At 45.1% G+C, this 16,630-nt stretch carries 15 protein-coding genes; 3 read left to right on the top strand and 12 right to left on the bottom strand.

Features of this window, described 5'->3' with window-relative positions; genetic code table 11:
* Window positions 1-4: 4 nt before the first annotated feature.
* The 6 genes from argJ to msrA form a co-directional block, all read right to left on the bottom strand.
* Window positions 5-1,231, bottom strand: coding sequence for a bifunctional glutamate N-acetyltransferase/amino-acid acetyltransferase ArgJ (argJ, locus tag EDD67_RS08090; protein WP_121438656.1), 1,227 nt, complete (start codon window positions 1,229-1,231; stop codon window positions 5-7).
* Window positions 1,232-1,263: 32 nt separating this feature from the next.
* The gene (gene argC, locus EDD67_RS08095; protein ID WP_121438628.1) at window positions 1,264-2,301 is read right to left on the bottom strand and encodes an N-acetyl-gamma-glutamyl-phosphate reductase; all 1,038 of its coding nucleotides are present in this window, start codon (window positions 2,299-2,301) and stop codon (window positions 1,264-1,266) included.
* A gap of 144 nt (window positions 2,302-2,445) precedes the next feature.
* Window positions 2,446-3,894 carry a cardiolipin synthase gene (gene cls / locus EDD67_RS08100; RefSeq protein WP_121438627.1) on the bottom strand — a complete coding sequence of 483 codons (1,449 nt, stop codon included), beginning with the start codon at window positions 3,892-3,894 and terminating at the stop codon, window positions 2,446-2,448.
* Between the two features lie 70 nt (window positions 3,895-3,964).
* A complete protein-coding gene (locus EDD67_RS08105) occupies window positions 3,965-4,933 on the bottom strand; it encodes a ring-cleaving dioxygenase (protein WP_121438626.1) in 969 nt (322 codons plus the stop codon).
* Window positions 4,934-5,017: 84 nt separating this feature from the next.
* Complete coding sequence (locus tag EDD67_RS08110) at window positions 5,018-5,959, bottom strand: serine hydrolase domain-containing protein (protein WP_158638121.1); 942 nt, start codon at window positions 5,957-5,959, stop codon at window positions 5,018-5,020.
* Between the two features lie 13 nt (window positions 5,960-5,972).
* Window positions 5,973-6,488 carry a peptide-methionine (S)-S-oxide reductase MsrA gene (gene msrA, locus EDD67_RS08115; protein WP_121438655.1) on the bottom strand — a complete coding sequence of 172 codons (516 nt, stop codon included), beginning with the start codon at window positions 6,486-6,488 and terminating at the stop codon, window positions 5,973-5,975.
* 258 nt (window positions 6,489-6,746) lie between these two features.
* On the opposite strand from msrA, the gene EDD67_RS08120 reads away from it, so the two are divergent.
* Window positions 6,747-7,040 carry a hypothetical protein gene (locus EDD67_RS08120; RefSeq protein WP_121438624.1) on the top strand — a complete coding sequence of 98 codons (294 nt, stop codon included), beginning with the start codon at window positions 6,747-6,749 and terminating at the stop codon, window positions 7,038-7,040.
* Window positions 7,041-7,120: 80 nt separating this feature from the next.
* Here EDD67_RS08120 and EDD67_RS08125 read toward each other — a convergent pair whose 3' ends face one another.
* The gene (locus EDD67_RS08125; RefSeq protein ID WP_093072195.1) at window positions 7,121-7,543 is read right to left on the bottom strand and encodes an organic hydroperoxide resistance protein; all 423 of its coding nucleotides are present in this window, start codon (window positions 7,541-7,543) and stop codon (window positions 7,121-7,123) included.
* A 131-nt stretch (window positions 7,544-7,674) separates the two neighbouring features.
* Here EDD67_RS08125 and EDD67_RS08130 point away from each other — a divergent pair, with 131 nt between their 5' ends.
* A complete protein-coding gene (locus EDD67_RS08130; protein ID WP_158638120.1) occupies window positions 7,675-8,523 on the top strand; it encodes an alpha/beta hydrolase in 849 nt (282 codons plus the stop codon).
* 19 nt (window positions 8,524-8,542) lie between these two features.
* Here EDD67_RS08130 and EDD67_RS08135 read toward each other — a convergent pair whose 3' ends face one another.
* From EDD67_RS08135 to EDD67_RS08150, 4 genes are all read right to left on the bottom strand, one after another.
* Window positions 8,543-9,619 (bottom strand): C45 family autoproteolytic acyltransferase/hydrolase, encoded by a 1,077-nt coding sequence (locus EDD67_RS08135; protein WP_121438622.1) that lies wholly within the window; start codon window positions 9,617-9,619, stop codon window positions 8,543-8,545.
* 72 nt (window positions 9,620-9,691) lie between these two features.
* A complete protein-coding gene (locus EDD67_RS08140) occupies window positions 9,692-10,585 on the bottom strand; it encodes a hypothetical protein (RefSeq protein ID WP_121438621.1) in 894 nt (297 codons plus the stop codon).
* A gap of 89 nt (window positions 10,586-10,674) precedes the next feature.
* Complete coding sequence (gene adhE / locus EDD67_RS08145) at window positions 10,675-13,290, bottom strand: bifunctional acetaldehyde-CoA/alcohol dehydrogenase (protein WP_121438620.1); 2,616 nt, start codon at window positions 13,288-13,290, stop codon at window positions 10,675-10,677.
* Window positions 13,291-13,470: 180 nt separating this feature from the next.
* Window positions 13,471-14,382 (bottom strand): hypothetical protein, encoded by a 912-nt coding sequence (locus EDD67_RS08150; RefSeq protein ID WP_121438619.1) that lies wholly within the window; start codon window positions 14,380-14,382, stop codon window positions 13,471-13,473.
* Window positions 14,383-14,527: 145 nt separating this feature from the next.
* On the opposite strand from EDD67_RS08150, the gene EDD67_RS08155 reads away from it, so the two are divergent.
* The gene (locus EDD67_RS08155; protein WP_121438618.1) at window positions 14,528-16,129 is read left to right on the top strand and encodes an ABC-F family ATP-binding cassette domain-containing protein; all 1,602 of its coding nucleotides are present in this window, start codon (window positions 14,528-14,530) and stop codon (window positions 16,127-16,129) included.
* 57 nt (window positions 16,130-16,186) lie between these two features.
* On the opposite strand, the gene EDD67_RS08160 is transcribed toward EDD67_RS08155, so the two are convergent.
* Window positions 16,187-16,501, bottom strand: a complete 315-nt coding sequence (locus tag EDD67_RS08160) for a DUF952 domain-containing protein (RefSeq protein ID WP_158638119.1) — start codon at window positions 16,499-16,501, stop codon at window positions 16,187-16,189.
* Window positions 16,502-16,630 lie beyond the last annotated feature (129 nt).

A 16,630-nucleotide genomic window follows, 5' to 3' on the forward strand; every position in this document is an offset into this window, starting at 1 on the left:
TCCATTACGTCCGGTAAGAGGCGTTGATCGTGACGTACTGATACGTTAAGTCGCATCCCCAGGCTTTCGCTGATTCGTCACCATCATGCAGATCCACCGTGATTTCAATAGTTTTATTTATTAAATAGTCCGTGGCTTTTTCTTCATCAAAAGCGAGCGGGAGACCGCCGCTGACAACCTGCACCGGGCCGAGAAAAACATCAACAAGATCCGGATTTACCGGTTCGTTGCTGTAACCGACAGCGCATACGACCCTTCCCCAGTTCGGGTCTGCACCATAGACGGCAGTTTTAACAAGGTTGGAAGAAATGACGGATTTCGCAATTTTTCTTGCTGCCGTCACAGAATGTGCATTCGTGACATTCACTTCAATCAATTTTGTCGCCCCTTCGCCGTCTTCAGCGATTTTTTGCGCCAGCTTCTCACTTAATAGCGTCAGAGCTTGGATAAAGACCGGATAGTCTGGATGATCTTCTGTCAGTGTCTCGTTTCCTGCCCGCTGGTTTGCCAGCACTAAGACTGAATCATTCGTGCTTGAATCACCGTCGACTGTAATCATATTAAAGGTTTGATCCGTAACGCTTCGGAGCGCTTTAAGAAGCGGTTCGTGTTCAATAACGGCATCTGTCGTTACAAACCCGAGCATCGTTGCCATATTCGGTTCGATCATGCCGGATCCTTTCGCGGCTCCGCCGAGCGTAACGGTTTTGCCGTCGATTTCACACTGGACCGCAGCGTGTTTTGTGACGGTATCTGTTGTTAAAATCGCATGTTCGAATGCATCGACCTGATAGGCGGATTGTTCGGACATCTGCTCAATTCCCGTTTTAATTTTGTCCATCGGGAGCTGTTCGCCGATCAGTCCGGTTGAATAAACGGCAACATGGTGAGCGGCGACATTCATTTTTTCTGCTGTTTCCTCTTGCATGATCTTTGCATTTTTATAGCCGATATGGCCCGTGCATGCATTGGCGATCGCTGAATTACATACGATTGTTTGAATTTTTTGATCGACTTCAATCGCTTCCTGAGTTACTTTTAACGGCGCGGCTTGAAAGGTGTTTGTCGTATAAACACCGGCTGCAACGGCAGGAATATCGGAATGCAGCCAGCCGAAATCCAGTTTCTTCTTTCGTAATCCTGTATGCACACCGCCGGCTGTAAAGCCGGAAGGTGTTGTGACGTGTCCCTGTTCAAGGCAGCGGATCGATTTATTCATAGTATTTGTCATGTTCATCTTCTTTCCTCCTTCATAGTTGCGCTTTACGGATAAATCGGAATCTGCTGCAAGCCGCATGTTTCCTCTAAACCGAGCATTAGATTGGCGTTTTGTATGGCTTGTCCGGAAGCTCCCTTCATCAAATTATCCAGCGCCGAGAAGACAGCTACCCGCTTAGTGCGTTGATCAACGTGTATGCCGATATCGCAATAATTGCTTCCGAGCACAAATTTTGTCGCCGGCATCTGCTCATACGGATGGATCCGGACAAACGGATGACCGCGGTAAAACTCCCGGTATTTATCAATCCATTCCTCTGTAGTTCGGCTCTTGTCTGTTTGCCCCGCGTACATGCTGCAAAGCAACCCGCGTGTCATTGGAATTAAATGCGTCGACATTTGAATCGTCCACTCTGCTTCCGATGACTGCATTAAATAGCGTTCGATTTCCGGGATATGCTGATGTTTGCCGATTTTATAAGGCATCGTGTTCTCATTCGTTTCAGAAAAATGGGTTTTAGCCGACGGAGTTCGGCCGGCGCCGGACAGCCCGGTTTTTCCGTCAACTGTCACGGAATCCGGATTGATCCAGCTGCTGTTGGCTGCAGGCAGCAATCCGAGTAAAGCTGACGTGGCAAAACATCCCGGATTGCTGCAAAGTGCGGCTTCCTGCAGCTTATCCCGATTGAGTTCAGGAAGTCCGTATTCAGCTTCGGTTAAAAATTCATCTGCTGCGGCAGTTTGCTGATACCAGTTTTCATAGTCTGATTTGTGCAGGCGAAAATCCCCCGATAAATCGACAACATAAACGCCTGCTTTGATCAGCGCCGGTGCATCATTTTTAGCAATGCCGGCCGGTGTAGCAAAGAAAACAATGTCTAATGTTTTTAAAGTTTCAAATTGAAAAGAACTGAAAGGCTCAAAAGTAAATCCATTCATATGCGGATACATGTCAGCTATATGTTCGCCCTCATGAGACTGCGAAACAAGCGATGTAATTTCAATGTGCGGGTGAAACTGCAATAACCGCACGAGTTCTAAAGCTCCATATCCTGTACTTCCGACAATGCCAGCATGTATCAAAAAATCGCCTCTTTCTTTAGCGGAAATGTTTTTTTAATTATACGAAATCGTAAATATAAATGCAACATTTTTATGTAATTCCATTTATCTTTATACATGCATGTGCAAAAAAAAGAGAGCCGCAGCTCTCAAAGAGATTATTTCTTACAGTATTGGCGAGAGAAGACGAAACAAGGATTCTTTAATCCGGATTAAAGGCGGACGCCGTTTGTACATAGCCAATGTCAATTCATTTGATTGCTGCATATCGTTTTCAAAAGCAGCTGTTAATTTTTGCGTTGTCTCTTCATCATAAATAAATGCATTCATTTCAAAATTCAGTTTAAAGCTACGCATATCAATGTTTGCAGTGCCGACAGAATTGATTTTTCCGTCAATCAGCATCGTTTTCGAGTGAATAAAACCATTTTCATAGATATACACTCTCGCTCCGGTTTCTAAAACCTTGCCGATATGAGAATAGGTCGCCCAGTAAACAAAAGGGTGATCCGGTTTGTTCGGAATCATAATGCGGACATCTTTTCCCGCTAAACAAGCGATTTGTATCGCATCTAATAAACTTTTATCCGGAATAAAATACGGTGTTTGAATATAAATCGTTTCTTCCGCTTCAAACACCATTTTCATCAAACCGTTTTTAATCTGTTCGTGGTGGCTGTCAGGACCGCTGGAGACCATTTGAACCGCTGCGTCGCCTTCGCGCTGTTTCGGCGGGAAGTAATTTTCGCTGTACGCAATCGGTTCGTGTTTCGATGCTAGATTCCAGTCGAGTATAAAGCGTGTTTGCATCGGGTCGACCGCTTCTCCTTTGATGCGCAAATGAGTGTCGCGCCAATATCCGAATTTTTTAGAGTTGCCTAAATATTCATCGCCGACATTAAATCCGCCGATGTATCCGATCTCGCCGTCAATGATCGATAATTTTCGGTGATTGCGGTAATTAAGCCGAATATTAATCTTCGGAAACGTGGCTGGAAAAAACACACCGATTTTTCCGCCGGCATCGGTAATCGGGCGAAAATGGCGCCGGCGCATTTTGCGCGATCCGAGCTCGTCATACAATAAACAAACTTCCAGTCCTTCAGCAGCTTTTTTGCGTAATTCTTCTATCATTCGCAAGCCGAGATCATCATAACGAAAAATGTAATATTGAATATGAATATGATGTTTCGCGCTGCGAATATCTTCGATAAGCTGATCAAACTTCTCGGCGCCGTCATTAAAAATTTCAATTTGATTTCCTTTAGTCAGCACCGCTTCGTTATTGATCAAATGCATATAAATAAGATCGCGGTAGCGGTCGACAATCGCGTTGCCGAATGAAAAGGTCCGGTCGCGTATTTGCCCGATTTGTTGATTGATCCGATCAACAAGCCCGATTTGATAAATCCCTTCCCAATCGAACATCCGGCGCCGGGTTAAATTTTGTCCTAAAAATAAGTAGATAATAAAACCGATGACAGGAATAAAGAATAAAATCATCACCCATGCCCAGGTTGCAGCCGGATCTTTTCTTTCAATAAATATAATAACACCAGCAAAAAAGATATTCACAATAAATAAAATCACTAAAAAAATTGAGGTAAAATCCATATGTCCTCCTCTGAACAATGTTCCACATTTTGTATTTTACCTTTTTTGGACGATTCTGTACACAGAAGGATTACGAAAAAGAAAGCGGCGCAAGATTGTTTTCAATTTCTTTGCGGCGGGGTTCCAGAAACGGCGGGAGCGCTAAGTTCTTTCCTAATTCATCAAATGATTCATCCGTTTCAAAACCGGGTCCGTCGGTTGCCAGTTCAAACAAGATACCGTTTGGATCGCGGAAATACAGCGATTTAAAGTAATAACGCTCAACAAATCCTGAATGAGAGAACCCTCGTTTATCGATAACATCAATCCAATGCCGCAAAGATTGTTCGTCTTCAACTCGCAAAGCAACATGATGGACGCTGCCGCGCCCCGGTTTTTCCGTTTGTTCTTGAGGTGAAGGTTCAAGGTGAATTTCGGCGCCGGCTCCGCCGTTGCCGCAAGAAAACACTTCGACCGTGCGGCCGTTCTCTTCGTACGAACCAGTCTTCACAAAGCCGAGTGTCTCTCTTAATAACTCAGCGGTTTTAGCTGCTTGTTTAACCGTCAATCTGACCGGTCCTAAGCCAGTGATGCCGAACTCTTGAGGAACAGGACTTTCGCTCCAAGGTATTCCGCCAGGATCACCGCTGTTTGTTTGATCGGAAATCAGCTGTATCCTCTGCCCTTCAAAATCTTCAAACGCTAATTGGCAGCGGCCGCAGACGGTCTCGGGCTGTGAAACGTTGACATTATATGAGCTGAGCCGCTTATACCAATAATCAACAGCTTGATCAGAAGCTACGCGCAGACCGGTGCGGCTGATGCTGCCGGAGCCGCGGTACGTTTGACCGGCGTTCGGGATTTCGAAAAATGTAAAATCCGTTCCCGGCCGCCCGCGTTCATCTGCGTAAAAAAGATGGTACATGGAAACGGAATCTTGATTCACGGTCTTTTTCACAAGCCTCATTCCCAGTATTTCCGTGTAAAAATGCAGATTTTTCGCTGCATTTGCTGTAATTGCAGAAACGTGATGAATCCCTTTGATTTGCGTCATATGCATTCCGCCTCTCTTACTTACTTTTATATAGTGTGAAGCAAAAATACCTGAAAAGGAAAGATGAAGATGGAGGCTGAAAATCGGGTTTTATTTGATTTCCGGCACAATATAGCGGAGAAACCATTGAAACGGATGCAAGCTTTTGCGCTGCGGTAAAACCGATGTAATCACAGCAGTCACACCGCTTACCGGTTCAAGAATCAAAAATTTCCCCCCGCGTCCAGCTGCATAAACCAATCTTGGCTGTTTCCCGTTGCCGCCCTCATTAATCCACCAATGAAAGCCGTACGATTGCCCGGGTTTGTCCGTATTTGTATGGGAATGAAAGGCTGTTTCCAGCCATGATTCCGGAATCACTTCAGTATCATTCCGCCTGCCCCTGTTCATCAAAACAGACCCGTATCTCATTAAGTCGGCGGCGGATAAATACAGCCCGTAACCTCCGAGCGTGATCCCGTTATGATCAGTCTCCCAACTGTAATCTGTTATCCCGAGAGGCTGAAATAAGTATTGATCAGCAAACGCCTGAAGAGACATATTCGTCCGCGCTTCGATTACTGCACTTAAAAGCTGTGAATCGGCATTGTTATAGATCATTTTTTCGCCGGGCTCACCGCTCGGCACCCCGGACCAAATCGCTGATAAGGGCAGTTCCTCTTCTGTGTACGCTTCCCACTGTTTCCTGCTTAAACCGCTCGTCATTGTTAATAGATGCCGAACAGTCAGCTCAGAAGGGGCGTTTGCTGCATTGGCCAGAATCTCAGATACCGGTTCATCAAGTGAACGGAGTCTGCCTTGTTCTAAAGCGATTCCGACGAGCGAACTTAAAACAGATTTTGTCACTGAATTAATTTTATGCTTTTGATCTATGATTCCGCGGTGGTTTTCATACTGGTAGCCGACAATACCACGGCGGCAAAGCGTAAACGTTTCGACCCCGCTTTTTTTGAGTTGGTCTTCCAGCGCTTCAAACCGTTCCGTCGGAATGCCGATATCTTCTGGTGAACCTTGCTGAAATGAATGGATCATACAAGTCGCTCCTTTATTGCCAATATTCATAAATAAAATCATCTCTGCCGGAATCACGGCGTTCCTGCTCATAAGCTTCAGGTTTTTTTTGGTGAAATTTTTGATGGTGTTCTTCCGCCTCATAAAACGGAGCTGCCGGTAGGATTTGCGTTACAATCGGGTTTTGAAACCGTCCGCTCGCTTTAAGCTCGGATTTCGACTGTTCGGCTTTTTGTTTTTGGTCTTTGTCGTGATAAAAAATCGCTGTCCGGTATTGCGAGCCGCGGTCAAAAAATTGACCGCCGTCATCTGTCGGATCAATTTGCGGCCAATACAAATTGAGCAGCTTTTCATACGGAAACACGTTTTCATCATATGTAATTTGCACGGCTTCGTAATGACCAGTCTCACCCGTTTTAACGTCTTCATACACAGGAGCTTCGGTCTTCCCGCCTGTATAACCGGAGCGTATATCGAGAATCCCTTCCATCTCATCAAACGGCTTTACCATACACCAAAAGCAGCCGCCGGCAAACGTAGCTTTTTTAATCGATTGACACGCCATGTAAATCTCTCCCTTTAAAAATACTGTGTTCATCTTACAAAATATTTTACAGATTAGCTAGCAAACTGCATTAAAAAACCGCTCAGAAGAGCGGTTTTCAGACTGTAGACAAACTATATTTTTATGTCAGCCATGAATCCACTACCCTCCGCTTGCTCCGGGCAAGGACTCAGCTAGCATTCGGCGGTCTGAGGCCGCCGAATCCGGATCTTCGTCTCTTGCTTTCCCGGAGGCGTCGGAGGAGTGGATGAATGGCTTCTTTTTTATCAATACACTCGCTTCAAAAAAGAGGATGACCCAGCATCCCGGCTTTCTCCAAGCGGCGATGGAAACACGGCGAGGTCTTGTCGAGCCGATGTTGCTCAGGTGCCTGTGGTAGATACCGAGATAGACGAGACCCTGCAGGGCATCAGCCCGAAGCGGCTCGGCGCTCGCCCGCGGACTAGTAAGACACGGCGAAGTCTTTTTGAGCCGATGTCGCAGTGGTACCTTCAGGTGAAAGAAGCCGGACGATGCGTCGTCATCCGTTCCTTTTAATTAGGACATCTAACGATGTCATGACTTTGTCAACACTCTGAAAACCGCTCAGAAGAGCGGTTTTTTTAGTCCATTTTATTTTATTTCGCAGTCACGTGCAGATCAACGTCGATGTTGCCGCGCGTCGCTTTCGAATAAGGACAGAAATCGTGCGCTTTTTGTGCGAGTGATTCCGCCTCTTCTTGGGAAACGCCTTTAATTTCAACATGCATTGTTACGCCGATTTTAAAGCCGTTGTCTGTCGGATCTTTAATTAAGCTTACTTCTGACGTTAACGTAGACTCAATGTCTTTTTTTTCGTTTGAAGCCATTAAGTTTAGCGCGCCGTCATAACAAGCTGCGTATCCTGCTGCAAAAAGCTGTTCCGGATTAGTCTTATCGCTTGGAATGTTGTCACCTTTCGGCATTGATAAATCAAGGTCAATGACTCCGTTGTCCGACTTCACGTGTCCTTCGCGTCCGCCCGTTGCCGTTGCTGATGTTGTCAATACTTTATCTGCCATGTGATCACTCCTTAGTAATATTGTTTCAAAAGTTACTATTCACGTTTCTGTCATAATTTAAACATCATATTCGCGTCCGGCAGTCTCACTTGATATAATAAAGCAACGATTCAGAAAAGGACGCGATGCGATTGATCACTTCAACATTTACGTTTTCAGACAGTGCAGTTATACCGTATTACGAGATCGAAAGCCAGGAGCGCGATAAGACGAAGACAGTCATCGTCGGTATTCACGGCTTGATGTCAGATCTCGATTACTGGAAGCGTCTGGCTGACAATTTAACGGTTTTAGCTTCGGTTGATGTTCATCTGCCGATCTTGCGCGGATACACTAACGCCGAAACTAAAAAAGGCGACATTCCGAATGCCGGTCAATATGACAACGATCTCGTAGAAATATTACAAGAATTAGAACACGAATACGAGCGTATCGTTTTGATTGGCCACTCGACCGGCGCAGCCAACGTTTGCCGGATTCTAAACGCCGGTCGTCTTCCAGTTAAGACGGAAAAAATCATTCTCGCTGCACCGTTTCTTCATCCTGCTCTGCCGGTTAACCGGGAGATCTCCAATCAGGAAAACGGTTCGGACAGCTGGGCCGTTTATTCAAAACGCGCAAAATTTTATCACATTTGGGCAAATATCAATCCATTTTTTCAAGGCCGCGCCCCTGTCGTGAAGGTTCCTGTCCGTGATGTCCCGTACGATGCTTCCTCGCAAGTTTACCCGTACGAATTAAGTTACCGTTTAGTCATGAGCCGGTTTATCGATTTAAAACATACCAATTGGCAATTGTTTGCGAAATCATCTGTTTTTATCGGCAGCGCTGACGAAGTCATCGACTCTGAAAAACTTAAGCAATTATGGAAAGATAAAACCGGAACAGACATGCACACAGTAGACAGCGAGGATCACAATTCCTTATTAACATCACCGCCGTTTATGCAACACATCCTGGAATCCGTTCGCCTCTTGTAAAGTTGCGGACGGATTCTTCTCAGTGCAGCGTGTGTGTTTCCGCTTGGATATGTTCTGTTTCCGGAAGTGTATCAGGGATCCGCCCGCGGATTTTCCGTAAAAACAGTTGCTCCCCTTCCAGCCACGCCTTAAAATCAATCGTTATCGGGGCAGCATCCGGGCCGATGCCGACTGTTGCCTGCAAGTTTTTTGTATCGTATACAGCTGTATGGATTGTTCCGGCCCAGCTGCGATAGTTGGTTTTTGCGATGCCGTTTTGCAGCTGGTTCAGCTGTTCGAACATGGTATTTCTATCGGACTGAGCCGTTACCGTTGCGTTTAACAGATCAAGACGACCGATTGATTCTGTTAAATAATTCCGGTTTTCAATCAGTTTGTTCTCCGATTGAAAATGGTTCGTACATGTCAGCCGCTGCTTGCCGGAACGTTCATCAGTCCCTTTAGCCGAAGCTTCGACAACAGCGCTTTTGCCTGTCCGGTCAGTAAGCGAGTAGTTAAATGCGAACCTGTGCGGCAATTCATGTAAAAGCGCCGTTGCTTCATCGACAGAACGGCATGAATCGAGGATCAGCCGTGCAATCGTTGTACAGATAAACCCGTCGCCCGGGCGGAGCCGATTTACAAAATGATAGCCGACAGCTAAGCCATGTTCGTTCATCCCGTCCATTCTCCCCGCCATTCGCTGCGCAAAACCGATATGAGCAGCTCCTTGACCTGAAGAAGGCTGCCATAATACGAAGCGGCCGTCGTATGTTTTCGGGTGGTAATCATAATTTCGCCCGTACACACCGTTTGCCATAAAAGAACTGCATCCTGATGTAACCCAGCTTTGCTGATAACCGGCATACTCGTGCAAAACATTTTCCAACGACCACTTCAGCCCGTCCGCCATTCCGTTTAGCTCTGCCCACAATGACGGCGAAAAGGCGGTGATCCAATTTTTTGCTTCTTTGCTGTCTACGGTGTATTGACGGATCGATTTTTTTCGGCGTTTTAAGTGTTTGTCTTTTAATAGCGATGATACATGCTGCCCTTGTTTTACGCCAAAGTCATAAGGATCTCCCCGTCCGTGAATCACATCTGTTTCAATCAGCATCTAAACCCAGCTCCCTAAGTTAAAAATCGTTGTTTGCTGCTTTTCAGCGTTTTAAACCGGTTGACATGCCTGTCAGTTCTTATGATAAAGGAGCTTAATCCGTTGGACAGAGAGACTGTCAAGCTCTTCCTTGATCCGAAACTGTTCGGCCTCTAACCGGGTCAACCCGTCATGGATGAGATCGATTTTGCTGTCGATCGTTTTTAACCCTTCCGTTAAGCGGCCGTGACAGATCCAATCTGTTATTGTCCGAGCAAAAAAGTGTGCTGAAACATCGAGCAAATGGCTGAAGTCGGCCTCGATCATTTCGCTCTCATGCAAAAATGCCAATTCAGTTTGCCAATACAAGAGTAAAGTCTCCGCATGAAGACAAGACAAAGCTGCGTTATCCAACGGAAGAAGCTTGGCGGCCGATGTGGCCAGTTGCTGATTTAACTGTTCCGTAAGCACGGTGTCGTTTAAATGATCTGCCATTTCTTTAGTTTCATATAATGAAGCGAGGACTTCCTCGCTGAAAATAATCAGATCTTCCAATGTTTGCATAAAGCTGAGCATATGTGCTTCGTTAACCGTTACGTCATACAGCTCGTTTGTCCAGACTGCAGATGTGTCGGCAATCAGTTCGTCTTTACGCTCCTCTAAATTTGTGTATTTGTGATCCAATGTTTCTTTAACGGGCGCAGCTTGCATGAATCCGGCCGCATCGTGGTGTAATTTGCGGATTTTTTCCTGCCAATACCAGCGGTTTACGGCTGCGGTCAATTTCGGCGATTCATCAGTTTCCTGCAACGAAAGCTGACAAGTCAGCACGGACGGATCGTGTGGACTCTCAGGATTGAAAATCCCGTCTCCGGTATCTATCCCGTCATCAATCGTCTGTTTTGCGGCGGCTGATAAGCGGTTATATTTCAGCATTCTCCGTGTCTTTTCAGTCAGGTCTACAATCTCTTCGTTTAAACTCTGCATCTTTGTCCTCCTCCGTTAACGAAAAAAAAGACTTGGCGCTCTTAACGCCAAGTCTATCATGAGCTGTTCTGTCTCGGGTAGTATCCTGTTTATGCTTTTGTATGAACGCCGTGATAAGCGTTGCGGTAAATATCGGCAAGTTCGGATACAAGAGGCATCTTCGGATTGCTGATCGTACATTGATCTTCAAAAGCTAAATCTGCCAATCGCTCCACGTTGTTTTCAAACGTTTCGTGATCTACGCCGCACTCTGCAATGCTCATCGGAATACCGACTTCTTCAGCAAGCTTAATGACAGCTTGGACTAAGCTTTCTACGCCCTGATCAGTTGTATTCGCTTTTAAACCGAGCATTTTTGCTAAAGCCGCATAACGCTGATCCGCTTTGAAACTTTCGTATTTTGGGAAAGATGCAAATTTCGTCGGTTTTTTCGCGTTGTATCTGATCACATGCGGCATCAAAATCGTATTTGAGCGGCCGTGAGCGATCTTGTATTCGGCGCCGAGTTTGTGAGCTAAACTGTGGTTAATGCCGAGAAACGCGTTTGCAAAGGCCATACCCGCAATCGTCGAAGCGTTGTGCATTTTCTCCCGAGCTTCTTCGTCATTGCCGTTATGATAAGCGCGCGGCAAATATTCAAACACGAGCTGCACTGCTTTTTCTGCCAGCGCATCGGTGTAATCATTCGCCATTACAGATACGTAAGCTTCGATGGCGTGTGTAAGCACATCCAACCCTGTATCTGCCGTTACGGATGGAGGAACCGTTTTAACGTAAACCGGGTCAATAATCGCGACATCGGGTGTCAGTTCATAATCAGCAAGCGGATATTTTACATTGTTCTCTTTATCTGTAATCACGGAGAACGATGTTACTTCAGAGCCGGTTCCGGAAGTGGTCGGAATCGCGACAAACTGCGCTTTATTGCCAAGTTTAGGGTATTTAAACACGCGCTTGCGAATATCCATAAACTTTTGTTTCAAACCGTGAAAATCCAGGTCCGGGTGTTCGTAGAAAAGCCACATCCCTTTCGCCGCGTCCATAGCTGACCCGCCGCCTAACGTGATAATCACATCCGGTTCAAAGTTTTGCATCATTTTTGCCCCGTTCATGACTGTTTCAATCGACGGGTCTGCTTCTACTTTGGAAAATACTTCGTACTGTACAGATTTTTCGCGTTTGTTCAAATAGTAGAGTACATTGTCTACATAACCTGTATTTACCATGACTTCATCGGTTACAATCATCGCCCGCGAAATGTCAGGCATTTTTTCCAGGTATTGCGTCGCGTTTTTCTCGAAGTAAATTTTAGGCGGAACTTTAAACCACTGCATATTGTTACGACGTTTACCGATTTTTTTAAAGTTTAACAAGTTGAAGGTCGTGACATTTTGTGATACAGAGTTATGACCGTGTGAGCCGCAACCGAGAGTAAGTGAAGGAATGTATTCGTTATAAATATCGCCGATCGCTCCTTGTGATGATGGACTGTTTGAGATGATTCGTCCCGCTTTCATGCGTAAACCGAAAGCTTCTATTAATTGATCATTTTGCGAGTGAATAACCGCTGAGTGGCCGAGTCCGCCGAAATAAAGCATTTCTTCCGCCCGCTTAAAGCCTTCTTCATAGTTTTTAACGCGATAACAAGCTAGAACCGGACTCATTTTTTCGCGTGATAGCGGTTCATCTGCGCCGACAGTTTCCAACTCGGCGATCAAAATTTTCGTATCTTCCGGCACAGTTATTCCGGCCATCTCTGCGATTACCGGAGCCGGTTTGCCGACGATTTCCGGACGGACCGCCCCTTTTTCGATATTGATGACCGTATTTTCAACTTTCTTCTTTTCATCTTTGGAGAGAAAATAACAGCTGTTAGCTTTTAATTCATTTTTCGTTTCTTTAAACACCGGATCATCAATAATGACCGCCTGTTCCGACGCACAGATCATCCCGTTATCAAATGTCTTCGACAAGATTAAGTCATTGACCGCCTGTTTGATATTCGCCGTTCTTTCGATAAAGCAAGGAACATTACCCGGACCGACGCCAAGTGCCGGTTTCCCGGTACTGTAGGCGGATTTAACCATTCCAGACCCGCCGGTCGCGAGAACTACTGCTGTGCCTTGATGGTTCATCAGCAGCTGCGTCGCATCGATCGACGGCGTCGGGATCCACTGAATGCAATGTTCCGGAGCGCCGGCTTTTACGGCAGCATCATACATGATTTCCGCAGCTTTTGAACTGCATTGTTGAGCGGACGGATGAAAGGCAAAAATGATTGGATTGCGTGTTTTAATTGCAATCAGCATTTTAAACATTGCCGTCGATGTTGGGTTTGTTACGGGGGTCACCCCGGCAATTACACCGACAGGATCGGCAATTTCAACGATCTCTTCGAATTTGTTTTCATTGACGACTCCGACAGTTTTGTCGTACTTGATGGCATGATAAATGTATTCTGTTGCAAAAATATTTTTAGTGATTTTGTCTTCATATACCCCGCGCCCTGTTTCTTCATGTGCAAGCTTGGCAAGCGGCATATGCTGATCGAGCCCGGCAAGCGCCATTTTATGAACGATCGCATCAACCGTTTCTTGATCGAAATTCATAAATGATTCCGACGCTTTTTGTCCATTTTCAACTAGCCGGTCAATCATTTCCCGCGTCTCTTCTTTTTGCGTAACATCCGTTTCATTGACAGCCATGTTTCGTCACCCTCCATTTGTGAATGTTTTCACTTGATTCGTTAAAAATAAATGACCACCGTTTGTGATCTTTCGAATTGATTATAACTCGATAATGCGCTGTTTTCTATGTCAAATTTGTGAAAAGATTCACATTGATGAGTGTATCCGTTTTCAATGTGGCGGTTTTGTGACGGCCGTTCAGCTCTTGACGGCCGCCCCTTGCAGCAGCGTGACGGCTGCCATTTTTTGAATAAATGTTCTCATTTCGTTTATGGAGTAATCTTGCAATGACATCATATCAAACGTATCGAGTTCCCATTTTTTTAAAATCCATTCGATTCGTTCGCGGTCATTCGTTTCAATCCGTTTTTCGTCATACGGGATATTAACGAACAGCTGACCTTCCCTTCTGTCGAGCGCTTCCATCAGCGGCAAAGTAGTCAAAAAAAGCGTTTCTGCGCGGTTTTCAATTCCGATCAGTTCTAAATGGACGGTGTGCGGGCACTTTAATTTTCGTTCCCCTTGTTTATAGACGATTCGCAGCTGCCCTTCATCGTAAAGCTCACCGCGAAAATAAACGTGAAAATGCCGCTGCTGCTCGGCTTCTGTCGCGGATAATTCCTTTTTGACGACCCGGTCGGAAAACAATAAAGTGAAGTCTGACCAGGCGGTGTTTAAGTCCTGATGAAGCAAATCTTCGCCGAACATGATCAGTTCATCTTCATACGTTCGGCCGGAGGATCGATCCTGAGCGGCCTGGCTGAGCATTGGCTGAACAGAGGCAAGTTCATAAATATTAAAGCAAGAGAACTCAAACTGTTCCAACAGCGCTCGGTAGTTATCAGCGAATTCCGGTGAACAGACAACCCGATGAAGGATTGCTTCATCATCGAGTTCGGCTGCTACATAATCAAATAAAACACCTAAATACACCCTTGTCAGGGGCTTTTCAAAAAAGTAAACCCGCCAGTTGTTTTTTTGCTGGTCTTCATAATCCAGTGTCGTTAAATTATCAGCAAAAAAAGATTGTGAGCGGATGTATGTTAAATCTTCCCCGAGGAGACTGGGGAATTGCTTAAATTTCGTTAACAGATCTGTCGTTGTCTGCATCTTGATTCCTCCGCTGTTAATTATTGGTTCATTATTATGTAACCATATATTCCTTCGTTTAAACAAACTATTTCTGAAGGTCGTAATTTTTCTTCGCAGATGATATAATGCTTGAGGATTTCATTAAAAGAGGATGATGTATATTATGTTAGATGTAAACAAAGTCGGACTGCGTTTTGGCGATCAAAAACTTTTTGAAGATGTGAATATAAAATTTACTCCGGGCAATTGTTACGGCTTGATCGGTGCAAACGGCGCAGGCAAGTCAACTTTTCTGAAAATTTTATCCGGCGAGATCGAACCGCAGGACGGCAACGTTCATTTAGCGAAAGATCACCGCATGGCTGTTTTAAAACAGGATCACTTTCAATATGAGAACGATGTCGTTCTCGATGTTGTCATGATGGGACATGAACGAATGTACGAAGTCATGCAGGAGAAGAATGAGATTTATATGAAACCCGATTTCTCCGACGAGGACGGAATGAAAGCAGCGGAACTTGAAGCTGAATTTGCTGAGATGAACGGGTATGAAGCGGAATCAGATGCTGCCGTCCTTTTAAAGGGGTTGGGCGTTTCTGAAGATTTGCATTCGAAAACACTGTCTGAACTGACCGGTTCAGACAAAGTGAAAGTTTTGCTTGCGCAAGCTTTATTTGGCAACCCGGATGTGCTTCTTTTGGATGAGCCGACCAATAACTTAGATATTCAAGCGATTCAATGGCTGGAGGAATTTTTAATCAATTTTGAGAACACGGTTATTGTCGTTTCCCACGACCGGCATTTTCTTAACCATGTTTGCACGCACATTGCAGATATTGATTACGGAAAGATTCAGCTCTATGTCGGAAACTATGATTTCTGGTATGAATCCAGTCAGCTCGCGATGAAAATGGCGCAAGAACAAAACAAGAAAAAAGAAGAGAAGATTAAAGATTTAAAGGAATTTATCGCCCGCTTCAGTGCGAATGCATCGAAATCAAAACAGGCGACATCACGCAAAAAACTGCTTGATAAAATTGAACTGGATGATATTCAGCCGTCTTCAAGGAAGTACCCGTATATCGCGTTTAAACCGGAACGCGAGATCGGTAATGATGTACTCGAAGTGAAAAACTTATCGAAAACGGTAAACGGTGAAAAAGTGCTCGATAATGTCAGTTTCACGATCGACCGTGATGACAAAGTGGCACTTGTCGGACCAAAAGAAATTGCGAAAACGACGTTAATGCAAATTTTAATGGGCGAAGTTGAACCTGATGAGGGGACGTATAAATGGGGCATTACAACGAGCCAAACGTATTTCCCTAAAGACAACTCGCCGTACTTTGAAGGCAAAGATGTGACACTTGTCGATTGGCTTCGCGAATATTCGCCTGAAGATCAAACAGAAACGTTTATTCGCGGGTTCCTCGGGCGAATGCTCTTTTCCGGTGAAGAAGCGAAGAAAAAAGCGCCGGTGTTATCCGGCGGCGAAAAAGTGCGCTGTATGCTGTCAAAAATGATGCTTTCTGAAGCGAATGTGATGCTTTTGGATGAGCCGACGAACCATTTGGATCTAGAAGCGATTACAGCGTTAAATAACGGGTTGATTCAATTCAAAGGTGTATTGATCTTTGCAAGTCACGACTTGCAATTCAATGAGTCGATCGCCAACCGCATTATCGAACTAAAAGAAACCGGCGTTTATGACAAAAAAATCTCATATAATGAGTACTTGCAAGAAAAACTGCAAACATCCTCATAAAATTAAGCCCCGATCAACTAATGATCGGGGCTTTTCTTTGTTGCAGCGGAAGTACGGTTAAGAAGCTGGGCAAGGTTCAATCAGTTCAGTGTCTTTTACAGCATCACTGTTTATATAGCCGTATACATGCGGAAACATCATACCGCGCTCAGACACATCTTCATAAATGATTACGCTCTCTATCTGCTGCGGATCGATTTTCAATACATACAATGAACGGCTGTTTTCAAAACCGAGATCTTTAATTAACAGTTCGAGCTGGCCCGGTTCTGCACAAGGAATATAGCCGAGTTCATCGAAATTTTCCGGCCAATACTCATCTTCTTCGCGGACTGACAGCCATTCCTCCGGCTTCATCACATAATATATCATCGGTAGTCCCTCCCTGCAGATCATTTCTGTAAATACAGTATAACGCGTTTTCCTGCCTTTGGAAGGGTTATCCCGTGACAATTCACCGAACGTATACGGCAAGTTTTACTAATATGACGGCAACCGTTA

It is taken from the genome of Salisediminibacterium halotolerans, from assembly GCF_003814815.1.
In the GTDB taxonomy this organism is placed as follows: domain Bacteria; phylum Bacillota; class Bacilli; order Bacillales; family Salisediminibacteriaceae; genus Salisediminibacterium; species Salisediminibacterium halotolerans.

Bases quoted from the DNA above. Each gene is read 5' to 3' on its own strand.
- argJ (WP_121438656.1), bottom strand. From the start codon at position 1,231: ATGACAAATACTATGAATAAATCGATCCGCTGCCTTGAACAGGGACAC.
- cls (WP_121438627.1), bottom strand. From the start codon at position 3,894: ATGGATTTTACCTCAATTTTTTTAGTGATTTTATTTATTGTGAATATC.
- EDD67_RS08105 (WP_121438626.1), bottom strand. From the start codon at position 4,933: ATGCATATGACGCAAATCAAAGGGATTCATCACGTTTCTGCAATTACA.
- EDD67_RS08110 (WP_158638121.1), bottom strand. From the start codon at position 5,959: ATGATCCATTCATTTCAGCAAGGTTCACCAGAAGATATCGGCATTCCG.
- EDD67_RS08125 (WP_093072195.1), bottom strand. From the start codon at position 7,543: ATGGCAGATAAAGTATTGACAACATCAGCAACGGCAACGGGCGGACGC.
- EDD67_RS08135 (WP_121438622.1), bottom strand. From the start codon at position 9,619: ATGCTGATTGAAACAGATGTGATTCACGGACGGGGAGATCCTTATGAC.
- EDD67_RS08140 (WP_121438621.1), bottom strand. From the start codon at position 10,585: ATGCAGAGTTTAAACGAAGAGATTGTAGACCTGACTGAAAAGACACGG.
- adhE (WP_121438620.1), bottom strand. From the start codon at position 13,290: ATGGCTGTCAATGAAACGGATGTTACGCAAAAAGAAGAGACGCGGGAA.
- EDD67_RS08150 (WP_121438619.1), bottom strand. From the start codon at position 14,382: ATGCAGACAACGACAGATCTGTTAACGAAATTTAAGCAATTCCCCAGT.
- EDD67_RS08155 (WP_121438618.1), top strand. From the start codon at position 14,528: ATGTTAGATGTAAACAAAGTCGGACTGCGTTTTGGCGATCAAAAACTT.
- EDD67_RS08160 (WP_158638119.1), bottom strand. From the start codon at position 16,501: ATGATATATTATGTGATGAAGCCGGAGGAATGGCTGTCAGTCCGCGAA.